11 protein-coding genes are annotated in these 16334 nt (G+C 73.6%); 5 read left to right on the forward strand and 6 right to left on the reverse strand.

Translation table 11 applies throughout. The features are described 5' to 3' along the window. The first annotated feature begins 543 nt into the window (after positions 1 to 543). The 3 genes from ACWD10_RS29820 (at position 544) to ACWD10_RS29830 (ending at position 4735) form a co-directional block, all read left to right on the forward strand. Positions 544 to 2118 carry a class I adenylate-forming enzyme family protein gene (locus ACWD10_RS29820; protein WP_451096463.1) on the forward strand — a complete coding sequence of 525 codons (1575 nt, stop codon included), beginning with the start codon at positions 544 to 546 and terminating at the stop codon, positions 2116 to 2118. Between the two features lie 110 nt (positions 2119 to 2228). Continuing rightward, positions 2229 to 3410, forward strand: a complete 1182-nt coding sequence (locus ACWD10_RS29825; RefSeq protein ID WP_451096465.1) for a 3-hydroxybenzoate 6-monooxygenase — start codon at positions 2229 to 2231, stop codon at positions 3408 to 3410. 155 nt (positions 3411 to 3565) lie between these two features. Continuing rightward, on the forward strand, positions 3566 to 4735 hold the full coding sequence (locus ACWD10_RS29830) for a 3-deoxy-7-phosphoheptulonate synthase (protein ID WP_451096467.1): 1170 nt from the start codon (positions 3566 to 3568) through the stop codon (positions 4733 to 4735). A 90-nt stretch (positions 4736 to 4825) separates the two neighbouring features. Here the strand turns inward: ACWD10_RS29830 and ACWD10_RS29835 are convergent, their stop codons facing one another. From ACWD10_RS29835 to ACWD10_RS29860, 6 genes are read right to left on the reverse strand one after another with little or no spacing between them, the layout of a single operon-like run. Continuing rightward, positions 4826 to 6034, reverse strand: a complete 1209-nt coding sequence (locus ACWD10_RS29835) for an NAD(P)/FAD-dependent oxidoreductase (protein WP_451096469.1) — start codon at positions 6032 to 6034, stop codon at positions 4826 to 4828. 13 nt (positions 6035 to 6047) lie between these two features. Further along, on the reverse strand, positions 6048 to 7442 hold the full coding sequence (locus tag ACWD10_RS29840) for an FAD-dependent oxidoreductase (protein ID WP_451096471.1): 1395 nt from the start codon (positions 7440 to 7442) through the stop codon (positions 6048 to 6050). Beyond that, entirely contained in the window at positions 7439 to 9514 is a 2076-nt protein-coding gene (locus ACWD10_RS29845) for a molybdopterin oxidoreductase family protein (protein WP_451096473.1), read from the reverse strand. Before ACWD10_RS29845 ends, ACWD10_RS29840 begins: the two co-directional genes overlap by 4 nt. A 4-nt stretch (positions 9515 to 9518) precedes the next feature. Beyond that, positions 9519 to 10955, reverse strand: a complete 1437-nt coding sequence (locus ACWD10_RS29850; RefSeq protein ID WP_451096475.1) for an MFS transporter — start codon at positions 10953 to 10955, stop codon at positions 9519 to 9521. Then, a complete protein-coding gene (pcaB, locus tag ACWD10_RS29855) occupies positions 10952 to 12442 on the reverse strand; it encodes a 3-carboxy-cis,cis-muconate cycloisomerase (protein ID WP_451096477.1) in 1491 nt (496 codons plus the stop codon). Before pcaB ends, ACWD10_RS29850 begins: the two co-directional genes overlap by 4 nt. Continuing rightward, on the reverse strand, positions 12439 to 14415 hold the full coding sequence (locus tag ACWD10_RS29860; protein ID WP_451096479.1) for an FAD/NAD(P)-binding protein: 1977 nt from the start codon (positions 14413 to 14415) through the stop codon (positions 12439 to 12441). Before ACWD10_RS29860 ends, pcaB begins: the two co-directional genes overlap by 4 nt. 355 nt (positions 14416 to 14770) lie before the next feature. Here ACWD10_RS29860 and wrbA point away from each other — a divergent pair, with 355 nt between their 5' ends. Both wrbA and ACWD10_RS29870 read left to right on the forward strand, forming a co-directional pair. Continuing rightward, positions 14771 to 15388: an NAD(P)H:quinone oxidoreductase gene (gene wrbA / locus ACWD10_RS29865; protein ID WP_451096481.1), complete on the forward strand. Its 618-nt coding sequence runs from the start codon at positions 14771 to 14773 to the stop codon at positions 15386 to 15388. A 45-nt stretch (positions 15389 to 15433) separates the two neighbouring features. Beyond that, on the forward strand, positions 15434 to 16324 hold the full coding sequence (locus ACWD10_RS29870; RefSeq protein WP_451096483.1) for an arylamine N-acetyltransferase family protein: 891 nt from the start codon (positions 15434 to 15436) through the stop codon (positions 16322 to 16324). The last annotated feature ends 10 nt before the right edge of the window (positions 16325 to 16334 follow it).

Here is a 16334-nt window from a genome sequence, read left to right on the forward strand (position 1 = left end):
CCCTTCCACCGTCGCCGTCCGGGCAGGTCCCGAACGAGGTGCGCTGCTCACCCAGTTGGGCCGCGCCGAGGTGCTTGGACCACCGGACGGCGCCCGCGGAGCCCGCTGCGGGCACGGGGCGCGGCTCCGGCGGCGAACGGAGGGTGTGGTCGGGGCACTGGGTGGGGCCTGTTGCGGCGCGGGACGAGTCGTCCGCACCCCGGGCCGGGAGACTTGACGGACTGGCGCGGGGTGCGTTGCCGGACACGGCGTAGATCCACAGGATGGAACTCCGTCGGTCCTCCATCCGGGCGATTCGACGCCGACCTCCCTTCGTGAGCAGACCGAGGCGCCGAGTCCGCGGCCCAGGACCTGTCGTCGAACTCCCGCCCGCTCCACGGCGGCACGCACGCGGACCCTCCGGGACAACGGAGCGGCACCGTTGCCGTTCCCTGCCCATCGACTCGCCCACGGGACACCGCCCGCCGCCGGCCCGGGCCACCCCTGCCTCCCCGACCGCACCGCCCAGGCCCGAGCAGGCCTGGAATCCGAGAGAGGAACCCCATGCCCACGGATCCCGACCGCAGGATCGGCCTCTGGCTCGGCAGCATGGTCGACGAGGCCGCGTACGCACACCCCGACGGCGTGGTCCTCATCGACCACGACCTCGACGTCCTGCCGGACACCCCGCGCGCGTTCACCATCGCGGAACTCGCCCGTCACATCGCCGACTTGGCGGCCCGGCTGTGGGCGGCGGGAGTGCGTACCGGCGACCACGTCGCCCTGCACAAGAGCGCCAACTTCGACATCTACCTGCTCGCCTGCGCCGTCGCCCAGGTCGGGGCGGTCCCGGTGATGCTCTCCCCGGCCCTCGAGGCCGACACCGTGGCCACGCTGCTGCGCCGGCTCGGCCGCCCGCACCTGCTGACCGACACCGACAAGCTCACCGGCACCCTGGCCCATCTCCCCGTCGCCGACCTGGCGGACCGCGTCCTCGTCCCAGCCGGACAGCACCCGGGCGCGGTGTCCCTCTCAGACCTCGCCGGTGCCCCCGAGGTACCCGCGGTGCGTACCGACCCCGAGAGCGCGGCCCTGATGACGCACACCTCGGGCACCACCGGAACGCCCAAGCTCGTGGTGCACTCCGCGAGTTCGCTGCTCGGGCGGCTGCGCCCGCAGGAGCGGCTCGCGAACGCCTTCCGGGAGGGCGAGCGCGCCCTCATCCACGTGTCGTTCGTGCACTCCCGGCTGTTCCTGGCCCTCGCGGTCCTGCTGCCGCGCGGCGTGCCCGCGATCGTGCTGCGTGACGGGGACGCCGAGCATGTGGCGCGGCTGTCCACCGAGCTGCGGCCCAGCCTGCTCGAAACCCACCCCAACAGCTTCATGGAGTGGGAGCCGCTGGCCGACGACCCGAGGCGGCCGTTCGCCAACGTCAAGTACTTCAGCAGTACGTTCGACGCCATCCACCCTGGCACCATTCAGCACCTTCTGAAGGCGTCGGACCGCCGCTTCCCGCTCTTCTACCAGATCTACGGGCAGAGCGAGTGCGGCCCGGTCGCGGGCCGCGCCTACACCCGGCACGGCGCCTCGGCCATCGACGGCCGCTGCCTGGGCCACCCGATGCCCGGCACCTCCGAGATCCGGGTGGTCGGCCGCGGCGGCGAGGAGCCGGGCCCCGACTCGCCCGGTTACATCGAGGTGCGCACCCCGGGCCGGGCGTCGACGTACTACGCCGAGGACGAGCGGTACCTGGAGCAGCTCACCGACGACAGCTGGTGGCGCATGGGCGACGTCGACTATCTCACCGACCAGGGCTGCGTCCACTTGCTCGACCGGGAGGTCGACCTCATCCCGGCCCTGCGCAGCACGCTGGAGGCCGAGGACACCATTCTGGCCCGGCTCCCGGAACTCACCGAACTCGTCTTCGTACCCGGTCCGCGTCAGGAGCCCGTCCCCGTGCTCTGCACCCTCGAGGACCGTTCCCTGGACCCGGATCGCTGGCGCGCGGCGGTCCGGGACCTGCCCGCCGTCATCGCCCCGCCGGTGCAGATGAAGCTGGACGAACTGCCGCGCACCGCAACGACGAAGATCAAACGGCGTGAACTGGCCGCGCGCCTGGGCACCGCGCCGACGGACTGACGGCAGCCCTGGGCCGCGCCGTCCGCACGAGACCTGCCGGACGTGCCAGGCGTGCCGGGCGTCCCGACCACAGTGCCGACCCGGACAGAGACCGAGGAGACGAAAGAGCGATGTCGAAGACAGTCGTCGCCGGTGGCGGCATCGGCGGCCTGGCCGCGGCGGTGAGCCTGGCCGCGCACGGCCACGAGGTGACCGTCCTGGAACGCAGGGACACCTTCGCCGAGTACGGGGCCGGGATTCAGCTGGGCCCGAACGCCTTCAGCGCCCTCGACCGGCTCGGCGCCGGTGCGGCGGTCCGCGACCGTGCCGTGTTCATCGACGCGCTGCGGCTGATGGACGGCACGACCGGGCAGACGGTCGCCCGGATGCCGCTCACCCGTGCCTACCGGGAGAGGTTCAAGAACCCGTACGCCGTGGTGCACCGGGGCGACCTGTACCAGCCGCTCCTCGACGCCTGCACGGCATCGGACCGCATCGAACTTCTCGCCGGGAAGGACGTGGTGACGTATGAGCAGACGGCCGCCCACGCCACCGCCGTCACCCGCGCCGGGGAGCGCTTCTCCGGGGCGGCCCTGATCGGCGCCGACGGCATCCGCTCCGCGATCCGTGCCCAGCTGATAGGCGACGGGCCGCCGAAGGTCTCGGGCCACACCATCTACCGGTCCGTGATCCCGATGGAGCGGGTCCCCGAAGCGCTGCGCTCGAACACGGTGACCCTCTGGGCCGGGCCCAAGTGGCACTTCGTGCACTACGCGATCGGCGGCGGCGAGTTCCTGAACCTCGCGGCCACCCGCGACGACGGCGCACCGCGGGCCCTCGTCGCCGAGCCGGTCGACAAGGCCCACGTCCTGGGCGAGTTTCCCGGCCTGGGCGACACGGCCCGCGCCCTGCTCGAACTCGGCGACCAGTGGCGGGCCTGGGTGCTCTGCGACCGCGACCCGGTCGCGGACTGGACCGCCGGCCGGGTCACCCTGCTCGGCGATGCCGCGCACCCGATGCTGCAGTACGCCGCCCAGGGCGCCTGCATGGCCCTCGAGGACGCCGTCGTGCTCGGCGACCTGCTGGGCGGCATGCCGTCCGACACCGTCCCGCAACTCCTGGAGAAGTACAACGCCGTGCGCCGTGAGCGCACCGCCAGGACCCAGCTCGTCGCCCGGGAGATGGGGCGGCAGCTCTACCACCCCGCCGGTGCGGCGGCCGTGGCACGCAACGCCATGCTCTCCGCGCTCTCCGAGGACGAGCTGTACGACAAGGTCGACTGGCTGCACGGCGGCGGGGTCGACCCGGCGTAGCCCAAGGACTGACCTACGACTGGCCTAGGACCGACCCAGGATCTGGGGCCTGTGTCGCCCCGGGCCCGGACGAGAGGCCTCGGACGGCCGCAACCGAACACCATCCCGTATCGGGTCCCTTCTGCCCGGACCCCGCACCCTTCGGAGACATTCCTGTGGACGACACCCTGCTTGATATACGGCTGGAAACCGCCCTTCAGCAGCCCGAGTGGGACGACTACGAGCAGACCGGCCTTGTCCGCAAGGAGCTCTCCCTCAGGGCGCCGTTGGTACAGGCCGCCGACGTGCGTGCGCTGCGCGCCCAACTCGCCCGCGTCGCCCTGGGCGAGGCCCACGTGGTGCAGGCCGGGGACTGCGCCGAGAACCCGGACGACAGCACCCCCGAACACGTACACCGCAAGGCCGCCGTGCTCGATCTGCTCGCCGGATCGCTCAAGCTGGTCACCCGCAAGCCCGTCGTGCGCATCGGCCGCATCGCCGGACAGTTCGGCAAGCCGCGCTCCAACAACACGGAGCTGGTCGACGGTGTCGAACTGCCCGTCTACCGGGGCCACATGGTCAACCTGCCCGAGCCCGAGGCGGAGAGCCGCAGAGCCGACCCGATGCGGATGCTCATCGGATACATGGCGGCCAGCGAGATCACCCGCAACCTCGGCTGGCGCGGCGCCCGCCGCGCCCACGCGGAGTCGACCGTGTGGACCAGCCACGAGGCGCTGCTCCTGGACTACGAGGTCCCCCTGGTCCGCGAGGAGCGGACGGGCGAACTGCTGCTCACCTCCACGCACTTCCCCTGGATCGGAGAGCGCACCCGCCAGGTCGACGGCGCGCACGTCGCGCTGCTCGCCAAGGTCGTCAATCCGGTCGCGTGCAAGGTCGGGCCCAAGATGGCCGTGGACGAACTGCTCGCCCTGTGCCAGCGGCTCGACCCGGAGCGCGAGCCCGGTCGGCTCACCCTCATCGCGCGGATGGGTGCCGATGCCGCCGCCGAGCGGCTGCCCGCCCTGGTGACCGCGGTCCGCAGGGCCGGGCATCCCGTCATCTGGCTCACCGACCCGATGCACGGCAACACCATCAGCACGCCCTCCGGGCACAAGACCCGCCTGGTGCCGACCGTGGAACGTGAGGTGCGCGCCTTCAAGTACGCCGTGCAGGCGGCTGGTGGTGTTGCGGGCGGCCTCCACCTGGAGACCACTCCCGACGACGTCACCGAGTGCGTGCGGCACGAGGCCGCCATGGCCCGGGTCGGCCATGTCTACACCAGCTTCTGCGACCCGCGCCTCACTCCGGCCCAGGCGGTGTCCGTGGTGACCGCCTGGGCGGACTGACCGGCAGGCGGCCTTCCCCGAAGCGCCCTCCGGTACGGCCCGTTGCCGTACCGGAGGGCGCTTCGTGCTGTCGACGCGGCCGCGCGCGTCTCAGGCGGGCGCGAGCAGCGCGTCGGGTGCAGCGGGCAACTGCCGGCCGAGCAGCGAGCGCAGCCTGTTGTAGGGCGCGGTGTCCCCGGCGAGGACGCCGCCGATCAGCGTGTGCGCCGAACCGTCCAGGACCAGCTTGGCGTAGCGGTCGCCGCCGCGGTCGGCGCGGATGAACTCGACGGCGCCTTCGGTGCGCGCGTGTGCGTCCCCGAAGCTGGCGACCTCGACCCCCAGGAGCTTGAGCTTCGTCGACAGGTCCGCCCCGGCGAAGACGGCGGCGCGATCGCCGGTCAGCTGCCCGGCCACGGTCTCGGCCATCCGGCAGCCCGGCGTCACCAGGCCGTAGCACCGGCCGTCCACGGCCGCACACTCGCCGACGGCCCAGATCCGCTCGTCCGCCGTACGACAGTGGGCGTCCACGCGGAAACCGCCCCGGTCACCCGTCTCCAGGCCCGCGTCGGCGGCGAGTTCGTCGCGCGGGCGCACTCCGGTGGAGAACACCACGAGGTCCGCGTCGACGACCCTGCCGTCGGCGAGCGTCACCGACCGCACGGCGCCGTCGGCACCCGCGTCGACCGACCGCAGCCCGACACCGCAGTGCGGCCGCACCCCGAGCTCCGCCACCTGGCGCCCGAGCACGGCACCGGCTCCCTCGTCCAGTTGCAGCGCCATCAGCCACGGCGCCGCCTCCACGACGTGCGGGCGCATGCCGAGCGCCTGGAGTGCGCCCGCCGCTTCCAGGCCGAGCAGGCCGCCGCCGACGACCACGGCCGGTCGTCCCGGGCGCGCCGCCGCGCGGATCGCGGCCACGTCGTCGATGGTGCGGTACACGTGGCAGCCGGGCAGGTCGTGCCCCGGTACGGGTGGGACGAACGGCCGCGAGCCGGTGGCGAGCACCAGCGCGTCGTAGCCCACGCGCGTGCCGTCCGCGCACAGCACCGTGGCGGCGGCGCGATCGACGCGCACCACGGGCACGGCCAGGCGCAGCTCCACCCGGCCGTCGTCCGCGAAGCCGGCGCCGGGCAGCGCGAGTTCACCCGGCGGGGAGCCGCGCGCGTACCTGGACAGGGCGATCCGGTCGTACGCCGGAACCGGTTCCTCGGCCAGGACGACCACCCGCCAGGCGGCGTCCCGGTCCCGGGTACGCACCTCCTGGACCAGGCGGTGGCCCGCCATACCGTGGCCGACCACGACCAGGACGCGACTCATCGGGGCTCCTCACTCATCGGGGCTCCTCACGCCGTGCGTACGCGGAACACCATCCGCGCAGGTCGTCGCCGCAGCCGCCGCAGCCCGTGGTCGCCCGGGTGCGGGCAGCCAGCTCGCCGACGGTACGGGCACCGGCGCGCCAAGCGGCGGCCAGGTCCTCGCCCGTGACGTTGTTGCAGTGGCACACCACGGCGTCCGCGGGCAGCTCGCCGCGCGCGTAGTCGGGCGGCGCGCCGAGCAGCAGGGCGAGCCGGTCGGCGGGCGCCGGCTCGGCGCGCTGGTGCAGCCGCACCACCGTCGCGATGGCGCGGCCGAGCCCGAGCAGGGTCGCGCCGCACACGCGCCCGTCGCGCAGCGAGAGCCGGGCGTACCGGCCGCGCGCCGCGTCGTGGAACACCGCGGTCTCCTCGGCGCCGTCCGGCGAGCCGAGGCACACCAGGTCCATCTCCCGTGCCTTCAGGCGCAGCAGAGGCAGGGTCCCGGTGTAGCGGGCGGTACCCCCGCAGAGCAGTACGGCCAGGACCTCGGCCTGCTCCCACGCGGCGGCGTGCCCGCCGTACGGTCCGGTGCCGCCGACCGGCTGCGCGCAGTCGCCGAGCGCGTGCACGCGCGGGTCGTCGGTGCGCAGCTCCTCGTCGACCAGGACGCCTGAGTCCACCCCGAGCCCCGCGGCGCGGGCGAGGGCGACGCGCGGGGCGGCACCCGTGCACAGCAGCACGCTGTCCGCGGCGACCCACCGCCCGTCGTCCAGGCGGAGCTTGCCGTTCTGGTACGCCTCCGCGGTGCGGCCCAGGCACAGGTCCACGTCAAGCGCGGCCAGGCGCGCGGCGAGCAGCTCGCCCGCCCGCGCCTCAAGGCGCCCATCGAGCGGATACGGTCCGCGGTGCACCAGCGTCACATCCCGGCCGCGGCGGCGCAGGGCGAGCGCCGCCTCCACCGCGAGCGGGCCCCCGCCCACGACCGCGACCGACGTGGACGGCTCAAGCGTCGCGCAGTCGGACAGCGTCCGCAGCGGCGTGACGCCGTCGGCGAGGCGGCCGTCCGGGCCGTGCGCCCAGGGCAGCGCCGGGACCAGCGGGGCGGCACCGGTGGCCAGGACGAGGCGGTCGTACGGATAGCGTGCCCCGTCACTGCCGTGCACGAGGCGCCGCCGCCGGTCGACGGCGGTGACCGCCACCCCGAGCCGCAGACGCGTGCCCTCGGGCGGGGCGGGCAGCCGCAGCGCCCCGGCCGGGAGCGTACCGTCGAGGACCAGGCCCAACGACGGCCGCTGATAAGCCGGTTCCGCTTCGGCACCGAGCACGGTGACATCGCCGCGGTGGCCGTGCTGGGCCAGCCGCTCCACCAAGCGGTGCGCGGCCGGGCCGTATCCGGCCACGACGACGCGTTCGGTCCCCGGTGCGCTCACGGTGCCGCCTCGATCCGGACCGCGCACACTTTGAACTCCGGCATCCGGCTGCGCGGGTCGAGCGCGGCGTTCGTGATCAGGTTCGCGCGCCCCTCGCCGGGAAAGTGGAAAGGCACGAACACCGTGTCGGTGCGCAGCGAAGCCTCGTACCGCACCCGGGCGAGCACGCTGCCGCGCGCCGAACTCACCCGCGCCAGCTGCCCGTCGGCGAGCCCGGCGCGCCCCGCGGTGTCCGGGTGCACCTCGACGAACGGCTCCGGCTCGGCCTCGGCGAGCGATGCCACCCGCCGGGTCTGCGCGCCCGACTGGTACTGGGCGAGGACCCGCCCGGTCGTCGCGTACAGCGGGAAGCCCTGGCTCGGCAGCTCCGCCGAGTCCCGGTGCTCGACCGGTGCGAACCGGGCCCGGCCGTCCGGGTGCGCGAACCGGTCGAGGAACATCCGCGGTGTGCCCGAACTCCCCTCGGGACACGGCCAGTACAGCGCGTCACCGCCGTCGAGACGGTCGTAGTCGATGCCCGAGTAGTCCGCAGGCCCACCCCGCGTCGCCCGGCGCAGCTCCTCGAACACCTCGCGGGGTGTGCGCGGATACCGTTCGGCCGGCTCGCCGAGCCGGGTCGCGAGCCCGTGCAGCACCTCGAGGTCGCCGCGCACCCCGGGCGGCGGGTCGAGGAGCCGACGGCGCCGCAGCACCCGCCCCTCCAGGTTGGTGAGGGTCCCTTCCTCCTCGGCCCACTGCGCAACCGGCAGCACCACATCGGCGAGACGGCTGGTCTCGGACGGTACGAAGTCGGCGACCACCAGCAGGTCGAGCCGGGAGAGCCGCTCGGTGACATGGCCCGCGTCGGGCGCGGACACCACCGGATTGGAGCCGAGCACGAGCAGCGCCCGCGGCCCGTCGGCACCGCCGAGCGCATCGAGCAGCTCGTACGCGCTGCGCCCCGGGCCCGGCAGCCGGTCCTTGTCGACGCCCCACACCGTGGCGAGGTGCGCCCGGGCCGCCGGGTCGAGCAGGGAGCGGTACCCGGGCAGCTGGTCGGCTTTCTGCCCCATCTCCCGCCCGCCCTGGCCGTTGCCCTGCCCGGTCAGCGTGCCGAAGCCGCTGCCGACGCGCCCCGGCAGCCCCAGCGCGAGCGCCAGGTTGATGAACGCCGCCACCGTGTCGCTGCCCTTGCTGTGCTGCTCGGCGCCGCGGCCGGTGAGGACGTACCCGCGCTCGGCCTCGGCGAGCAGCCGCACCGCCGCGCGCAGCTCGGCCACCGAGACGCCCGTCACGGCCTCGACCCGCTCCGGCCACCAGGACACGGCCCGCGCCCATGCCTCCTCGAACCCGGCGGTGCGCTCCTCGACGTAACCCCGGTCCAGGTGCCCGTCCGTGACGGCGAGGTGCAGCAGGCCCAGGGCCAGGGCGAGGTCCGTGCCGGGCGTCGGCTGCAGGTGCAGCGCCGCGCGCCCGGCCGTGCGGGTGCGCCGCGGATCGATGACGATGAGGGCCGCCCGGTCCAGGTGGCGCAGGAGCGGCGGCATCGTCTCGGCCGGATTGGCGCCGGCGAGCAGCACCACGTCGGCGTGGCCGAGATCGGTGACCGGGAACGGCAGCCCCCGGTCCACGCCGAACGCCGCGGTCTGCGCCGCGGCCGCCGACGCCATGCAGAAGCGGCCGTTGTAGTCGATCTGGCTTGTGCCGAGCGCCAGGCGGGCGAACTTGCCGAGCAGGTAAGCCTTTTCGTTGGTGAGCCCGCCACCGCCGAAGACCGCCAGGGCGTCCGGACCGTGCGCCGCACGGATCTCCGCCAGGCGCCGCGCCACCAGGTCGAGGGCCTCGTCCCAGCCGGTGGCGGCGAGCCGCCCGTCGGCGCCGCGCACCAGCGGTGCGGTGAGGCGATCCGGCACGTCGAGCACGTCCGGCGCGGTCCACCCCTTCTGGCACAGACCGCCCTGGTTCACCGGGAAGTGCGGGTCGGGGCGGACCTCGACGGCGCCGCGGTCGCCGGCAAGGAGGGTGCCGCACTGCAGCGCGCAGTACGGGCAGTGCGTCGCCGTGGCCGGGACGCCTCCGGTGGATGTGGCCACGGCGTCACACCCGCCCCGCGGTCCTCGACCGCACCGGCTGCCCGGCCCGGGCCCGTGCGACACCGGGGGCGGTGCCCTCGTCGCGGCGGCGCAGATACACGCCTCGGGTGACGGCCAGGCAGATCGCGTAGAAGCCGAGGAACACCGCGAACGCGACCGTGCCCGAGCCGGACGAGCCGTAGGCGGAGCGGAACGCCAGGTTGATGCCGACGCCGCCGAGCCCGCCGACCGCCCCAGCGATGCCGATGAGCGCACCGGACATCCTGCGGGCGCGGGCGAACGCCGCCGTGGCGTCCCGGCCCGAGGCGATGGCGCGCTCCGCCTCCAGGGCGTGCACGGCGGGGATCATCTTGTACGTCGACCCGTTGCCGATGCCGCTGAGCACGAACAGCACCGTGAAGGCGATCACGAACAGGGGGAACGACCTGGCGGCCGAGGCGACGAGCAGCGCCGCGGTACCGCCCGCCATGGCCGCGAAGGTCACGAACGTGACCCGTGCGCCGCCCCACCGGTCGGCCAGCCTGCCGCCCAGCGGGCGCGCAAGGGAGCCGAGCAGCGGCCCCAGGAAGGTGTACGAGGCCGCCTGCAGGGCGCTCGCCCCGAATTCGCTCTGCAGCACCAGGCCGAAGGCGAACCCGAAGCCGATGAACGAACCGAACGTGCCGACGTAAAGGAGCGAGATCCACCAGGTGTGCCGGTGTGCGGCGGCCTCCCGCAGCGTGCCCGGCTCGGTGCGCGGCGAGGCGAGGTTGTCCATCCGCAGCGCCGCGGCAAGGGACACCAGGACGATCAGCGGCAGATAGATGGCCGCCACGTACGACGGGTGCGTGTCCCCCGCCGTCGCGATGATCAGCAGGCCGAGCAACTGCACCACGGCCACGCCCAGATTGCCGCCTCCCGCGTTGAGTCCGAGTGCCCAGCCCTGATGCCGCTGCGGATAGAACGCCGTGATGTTCGTCATGGACGACGCGAAGTTGCCGCCGCCGACACCCGCGAGGGCGCCGATGACCAGGAACACCCACAGCGGCGTCTGCGGACGCTGCACGAAGAACACGGCCAGGCTCGCCGGGACAAGCAGCACCGCCGAGGCGAACACCGTCCAGTTACGGCCGCCGAACCGGGCCACGGCCGCGCTGTACGGCAGCCGCAGCACCGCGCCGACCAGCGTCGGCACCACCACGAGCAGGAACTTCTCGGACGGCGAGAAGGTGAAGCCGATGTCCGGGGACATGAAGAGGACCAGGACCGACCACAGGCTCCACACCGAGAACCCGATGTGCTCCGACAACACCGAAAGGACCAGGTTGCGGCGGGCCACAAACCGCCCCTCGCGTTCCCAGAACGCCTCGTCCTCCGGGTCCCACCGCACGATCCACCGCCCGGCCGCGGGCCTGGCCCGGCCCGCGGCCCGCTGCGGGGACGTTATCTGGGGGGACGTCACGACGAAGCTCCGCTCACGGCTGGGCCCAGGTCCGGTGCCGGAAGTTCCGCCTTCGGGGCGTCCGCCCGACGGGTGGTCACCGCGACTTCCGGGACCGGCCCCAGGGCGCGGTCGACCAGGTGTGCCGCGCCCCCGGTGTAGCCCACGGGATCGCACAGTTCGGCCAACTCGGCGGTGGTGAAGCGCCCGCCCAGGCCCTCGGCCGTGGCGAGCACCTCGGCCAGCGGCACCCCGGTGCGCTGCGCCTGCTGCGAGGCCTCGGTCAGCAGCCGCTTGGCGGCCGCCCTGCCAAGCTCCGGCGTCAGCACGGCGGCGATCCGCTCCGACACGACCTGACTTCCCGTCAAATTCAGGTTGGCGCGCATCCGGGCCTCGTCGACCCGCAGCCCCTCGGCGAGCTCCACGGCCGTGTGCGCCGCACCGCCCGCGAGGCGCAGGCACTCACGCAGCAGCAGCCACTCGGCGTGCCACACTCCGCCCGAGCGCTCGTCCTCGGTCACCAGACACTGGGTCAGCGCCCCGGACAGCGCGGGGACCTGCAGCGCGGCGGCGCGGACAAGGGTTGCCAGGACCGGGTTGCGCTTGTGCGGCATCGCCGACGAACTGCCCCGGCCCGCCACCGTCGGCTCGGTCACCTCGCCGGTCTCGGTGCGGGTCAGTGCCTGCACGTCGACGGCGATCTTTCCCAGGGCGCCGGTGGTGACGGCGAGGGCCGCCGCCACGTCGGCCAGCGGCGTCCGCAGCGCGTGCCACGGCAGCACCGGCCGCGCCAGGCCCGTCTCGGCGGCGAACGTGTCGACGAACTGGTCCAGATACGCCTCCCGGTCGAGCACACCCTCGCTGTCGAGCACGGCGTACTCCAGATAGCCGGCCAGCGTGCCGGCGGCGCCGCCCAGCGATGCCGGCAGCCCCGTGTCGAGGACCCGCGCCAGGCGCAGATCCGCGTCGAGTACCAGCGCGCGCCAGCCCGCCGCTTTCAGGCCGAAGGTCGTCGGCACGGCGTGCAGCGTCAGCGTGCGCCCGGCGACCGGGGTGTCCCGGTGCCGGGCGGCCAGTGCGCCGAGCGCGGCCGCCACCCGGCCCAGATCCGCCCGCACGAGCCGCAGCGCCCGGGCCGTGACCAGCATCGCCCCGGTGTCGAACACGTCCTGGCTGGTGGAACCGCGGTGCACGTATTCGGCCGCCGCTGGATCGCGCTCCGCGACCAGCCGGGTCAGCTCCTTCACCAGGCCCACCACGGGGTTGGCGGCCTCCCGGGAGCCGAGCGCCAGCTCCCGCGCGTCGAACAGCTCCGCCCGCGCCACCGCGGCGATCACGTCCGCCGCGCCCTCGGGCAGTGTGCCGAGCCGTGCCTGCGCCCGGGCCAGTGCCGCCTCGGCGTCCAGCATGCCCTGCAGCCACGCCTCGTCGGACACGGCCTCCTCGACGGGGGAGCCGACCCGCACCGGGGAGAGCAGTCCCGTATCGAACCCCGCCCGCGCGGTCACACGATCACCCCCGACAGGTCGGCGTCCGTCACCATCGGGTGCAGGCCGTCGGGCACATGGGCCACCGGAGGCAGACGGAGGGCGGCGCGGGCGATGGCGTCGGAGTCACCGAGGGTCACGGAGTCCACGCCCGGGCGGATGCCGGCGGCCGTGACCCAGTGCACCGACTCGGTGGGCACGCCGTAGGCGAAGCGGCGCGGATGCGCCTGGCCGCGGCCGTCCAGGAGCCGGTAGGGCCGCTCCGTGACAGCCAGGCCACCTGTCTCGTACGCGGTGCCGTGGCTGCTGTCGATCCGGTACGGCGCCGCCTGGTCGGTGTTGAGCAGGTGCTGGAGCAGCGGATCGGCGGTGCGCCGCAGGTCGGGCTCGGGCAGCCGGGCCTCGATCAGGACCGTGGCCGGCACCGGCGTGCCCGGCACCGCCTGTGACTCGGCGACGAACCGCGGCGTGGTCGGGTCGACGCGCACCTGCGTGCCCGGACCGGTCAGCGTGAGCACCCCGGCCTCGATCAGCGCGATCATCTCCTCGATGCGGGAGGTGGGCGGGCCGATGGACAGGAACGCGTTGAGCGGCGTGTACCAGCCTTCGAGGTCGTCGCGGTGCGAGTCGCCGTCCAGCCCGCCGTGGTCGACCGCGAGGCGGATCTCGTTGCGCAGGTCGCGCAGCACGTCGAGGGCGGCCTTCAGCGGGCCGCTGACGTTGCCCTCACGGGCCGCGCGCACGTCGTCGGCCAGGTATCCGAGGAGCCACTCCTGGAAGTCCGCGCGGTCGGTGAACTCCCGCTCCCCGTACGGACGCGACAGGCGCTCCCAGTCCCAGTGGTCGGCCTCCTCGATGCCGTACTCCGCAAGCAGGGCCGAGGGGTCGTCGGCCGGTTCGAGGGCCAGGAAGCGGTCGGTGAACTCGGCGCGCAGACCGTCGCGGCCGCGGGAGTCGAGCAGCGTGCCGTAGTACACGCTCTGCACCTCACGCGAGATCAGCGGCCACAGCTCCGCGTTGAACGACACGTTGTTCCGGTCGCCGCCCCGGCGCAGCAACGCGATGAACTCGGGTGTGAGCAGCCGCGGGAAGTAGCGGCCGTGCGGGCCCTTCTCGTTCTCGCCCCGCGCGTGGTACGGGATGCCGCGCCGGGAGAAGGCGTACAGCTTCGGCTCCCGGCCCGAGGGGCGGTACGCGAGGCGCTCGCCCGCACGCACGAAGGTGCCGCCGCGCCCCGCGGTGAACAGGGCCATGTAGTCGAAGAAGTTGAGGCCGAGCCCGCGCAGCAGCACATTCTGCCCCGGCTGAATCCCGCTGAGGTCCACGTCGGCGGGGTTGCTCGGCGTGATGTACGTGAGGTGGTGAATCCGCGCCAGTGCGGCCGCCCGCTCCTCCCGCGCCGAGAGCCGGGCCGGCGTGTGCCCCAACGCCAGGATCACGCCGTCGAGTTCGTTGAGCCGGGTGCCGTCCTCCAGGCGCACGCCCTGGGGCCCGCCCTGGATGCCGTGCACGTCGGACATCGCCACCGCCCGCGAACGGTGTACCCGCACCGTGACGTGTGCGGGCGCCCGGTCGATCAGGCGCCGGAAGCAGTCGTGCAGGTACTCGCCGTAGAAGGCCCGCGTGGGATAGGAGTTGGGGCCGAGCTCGCGCGCCTCGCGGAGCGTGGCCGCGGCGTAGTCGCTCGCCTCGCCGAGCAGCGCGAGCGAACGGGCCCACGCATAGAGGTTCGGCCCGTCCTCGATCGGCCCGTCGATCTGCGACGAGCGGTCGGTGAACACGGTGATCTGCGAGGTGACCGTGTTCATAAGGAGCTGCCGGGACTGGTCGGAGCGCCACACGGCACCGGCCCCCGGTGCGTGCGGATCCACCACGTGCACCGTCACCGCCTGGTGACGCCGTTCCTGCCGCTCGTTGGCAAGCAGCCGTTCGAGGACGGACAGTCCGCGCGGTCCGGCCCCCACTATGCACAGTTCGACATGACTACCGCTCACGCGGACTCTCCGTTCTGTACGGGCTGGGTCCTGATGACTCCCACACCCGGTCGGCCATGCCGGGAGGTCCGGCACGAGAGAGCCGTGCTTGCGTGGGCCGCGCCGGGCGGCGGCCTGGTGGGGAGATGCTCACGGAGGATGCTGAGCCCCCGGAGCGCTGGTCAAAGAGGTGCGCGAGGCTCCGTCAAGTCGCGGCGCCCACCGGTCGTCGCTCTTTCCCGTACGACCTGACGGATTTGGGCAGCACGCTTTGTCGGCCGGTCGCCGCCCTCCCCAGGATGAGGCCGTCCGCGGCCGAAGGACGCCCCATCAGCGTCGAAGCCGCCGTCACCTCGTCGATGGAGCACCTTCCACCATGACCAATGTCGCCGTGATCTACTACTCGTCCACCGGCAACGTGCACCGGCTCGCCGAGGCCGCCGCCGAGGCCGCCGAGAAAGCCGGCGCGCACGTGCGGCTGCGCAGGGCCGCCGAACTGGCCCCGGAGTCGGCGATAGCGCGGAACGAGGACTGGGCCGCCCACGCCGCCGCGACGCGCGACATCACCGAGGCCTCCCTGGCCGATCTGGAATGGGCCGACGCGATCCTGTTCGGCACCCCGACCCGCTTCGGCCTGCCCGCGGCCCAGCTCAAGCAGTTCCTCGACAGCACTGGCGGCCTGTGGTTCCAGGGCAAGCTGATCAACAAGGTGGTGTCCTCGTTCACCTCCACCTCCACCGCCCACGGAGGGCAGGAGAGCACCATCCTCGCCCTGAACAACACCTTCTACCACTGGGGCGCGATCATCGTTCCGCCCGGCTTCGCCGACCCGGTCCAGTTCGATCAGGCGAACGGCAACCCGTACGGCGCCAGCAGCGTCTCCGGCAACCAGGCCGCCAACGTCGCCCCGGACAACCTGTCGTCGGTCGCCTTCCAGGCCCGCCGGACCGTCGAGATCGCCGGCGCCCTGCACCGCGGCATGAAGGCGGCCTGACGCTGGGCGCCCGAGCCTCGGAGCACGCCCATGAAAGGTGAACGCATGCATCACGCCCCGCCCGCGAAGCGCCCCGGGGCAGGCGCCCCCGAATGGGACGCCACGTCCCTCGACCTCGACGCCTACCTGCGACGCATCGGCTACGACGGCCCCCGCACCGCCACCGCCGACGTGCTGCGCGGATTGCACCGCGCGCACATGTCGACGATGCGCTTCACCAACCTCGACCTCTTCATGGGCCTCGGTGTGGCCCTCGACCTGCCGAGCCTGCAGCGCAAACTCGTCGACGACCGCCGCGGCGGCTACTGCTTCGAGCAGAACCTGCTCTTCGCCGCCGCCCTGGAGCGCCTCGGGTTCACCGTCACCCGGCACCTCGCCCGCATCCGCCGCGGCAGCAGCGCGGTCCGGCCGCGCGCCCACGCCGTCCTCCTGGTCGACGTCGAAGGCGGGCGCCTCCTCGCCGACACCGGGTTCGGGGACGAGGGGCTGATCGAACCCATCCCGCTGCTCGACGGAGCCCAGCTGACCGTGGGCGCGTGGACCTGGCGGATCGAGCTCGACGATGACGAGTGGGTGCTGCGGTCCCAGCGCCCCGACGGGTGGTTCGACGTGTACGGAGTGCGCCTGGAACGCCACTTCCCATGCGACTTCGAGACGTCCAACCACTACACGGCCAGCCACCCGCGCTCGGTGTTCGTCGGGCAGCTCATCGTCCAGCGCGGTGACGAACAACGGCGCCACACCCTGCAGAACCTGGACCTCACCACACAGCACCCCGACGGCCGCCGCGAGCACCGCCGGCTGGCCCCCGAGGAACTGGCGCCCGTCCTTGAAGACGTCTTCGGACTCACCGTCACCGCGCAGGAGAGGCCGCTGCTGCAAGCGGCCGTCGCCACCGCCGCCGCGGCACGCCCGAAGGCCACCGCCACCCTCTGACGCCGAGGAG

Source organism: Streptomyces sp. NPDC002851 (assembly GCF_053591935.1).

Bases quoted from the DNA above. Each gene is read 5' to 3' on its own strand.
- wrbA (WP_451096481.1), top strand. From the start codon at position 14,771: ATGACCAATGTCGCCGTGATCTACTACTCGTCCACCGGCAACGTGCAC.
- ACWD10_RS29835 (WP_451096469.1), bottom strand. From the start codon at position 6,034: ATGAGTCGCGTCCTGGTCGTGGTCGGCCACGGTATGGCGGGCCACCGC.
- ACWD10_RS29870 (WP_451096483.1), top strand. From the start codon at position 15,434: ATGCATCACGCCCCGCCCGCGAAGCGCCCCGGGGCAGGCGCCCCCGAA.
- ACWD10_RS29825 (WP_451096465.1), top strand. From the start codon at position 2,229: ATGTCGAAGACAGTCGTCGCCGGTGGCGGCATCGGCGGCCTGGCCGCG.
- ACWD10_RS29820 (WP_451096463.1), top strand. From the start codon at position 544: ATGCCCACGGATCCCGACCGCAGGATCGGCCTCTGGCTCGGCAGCATG.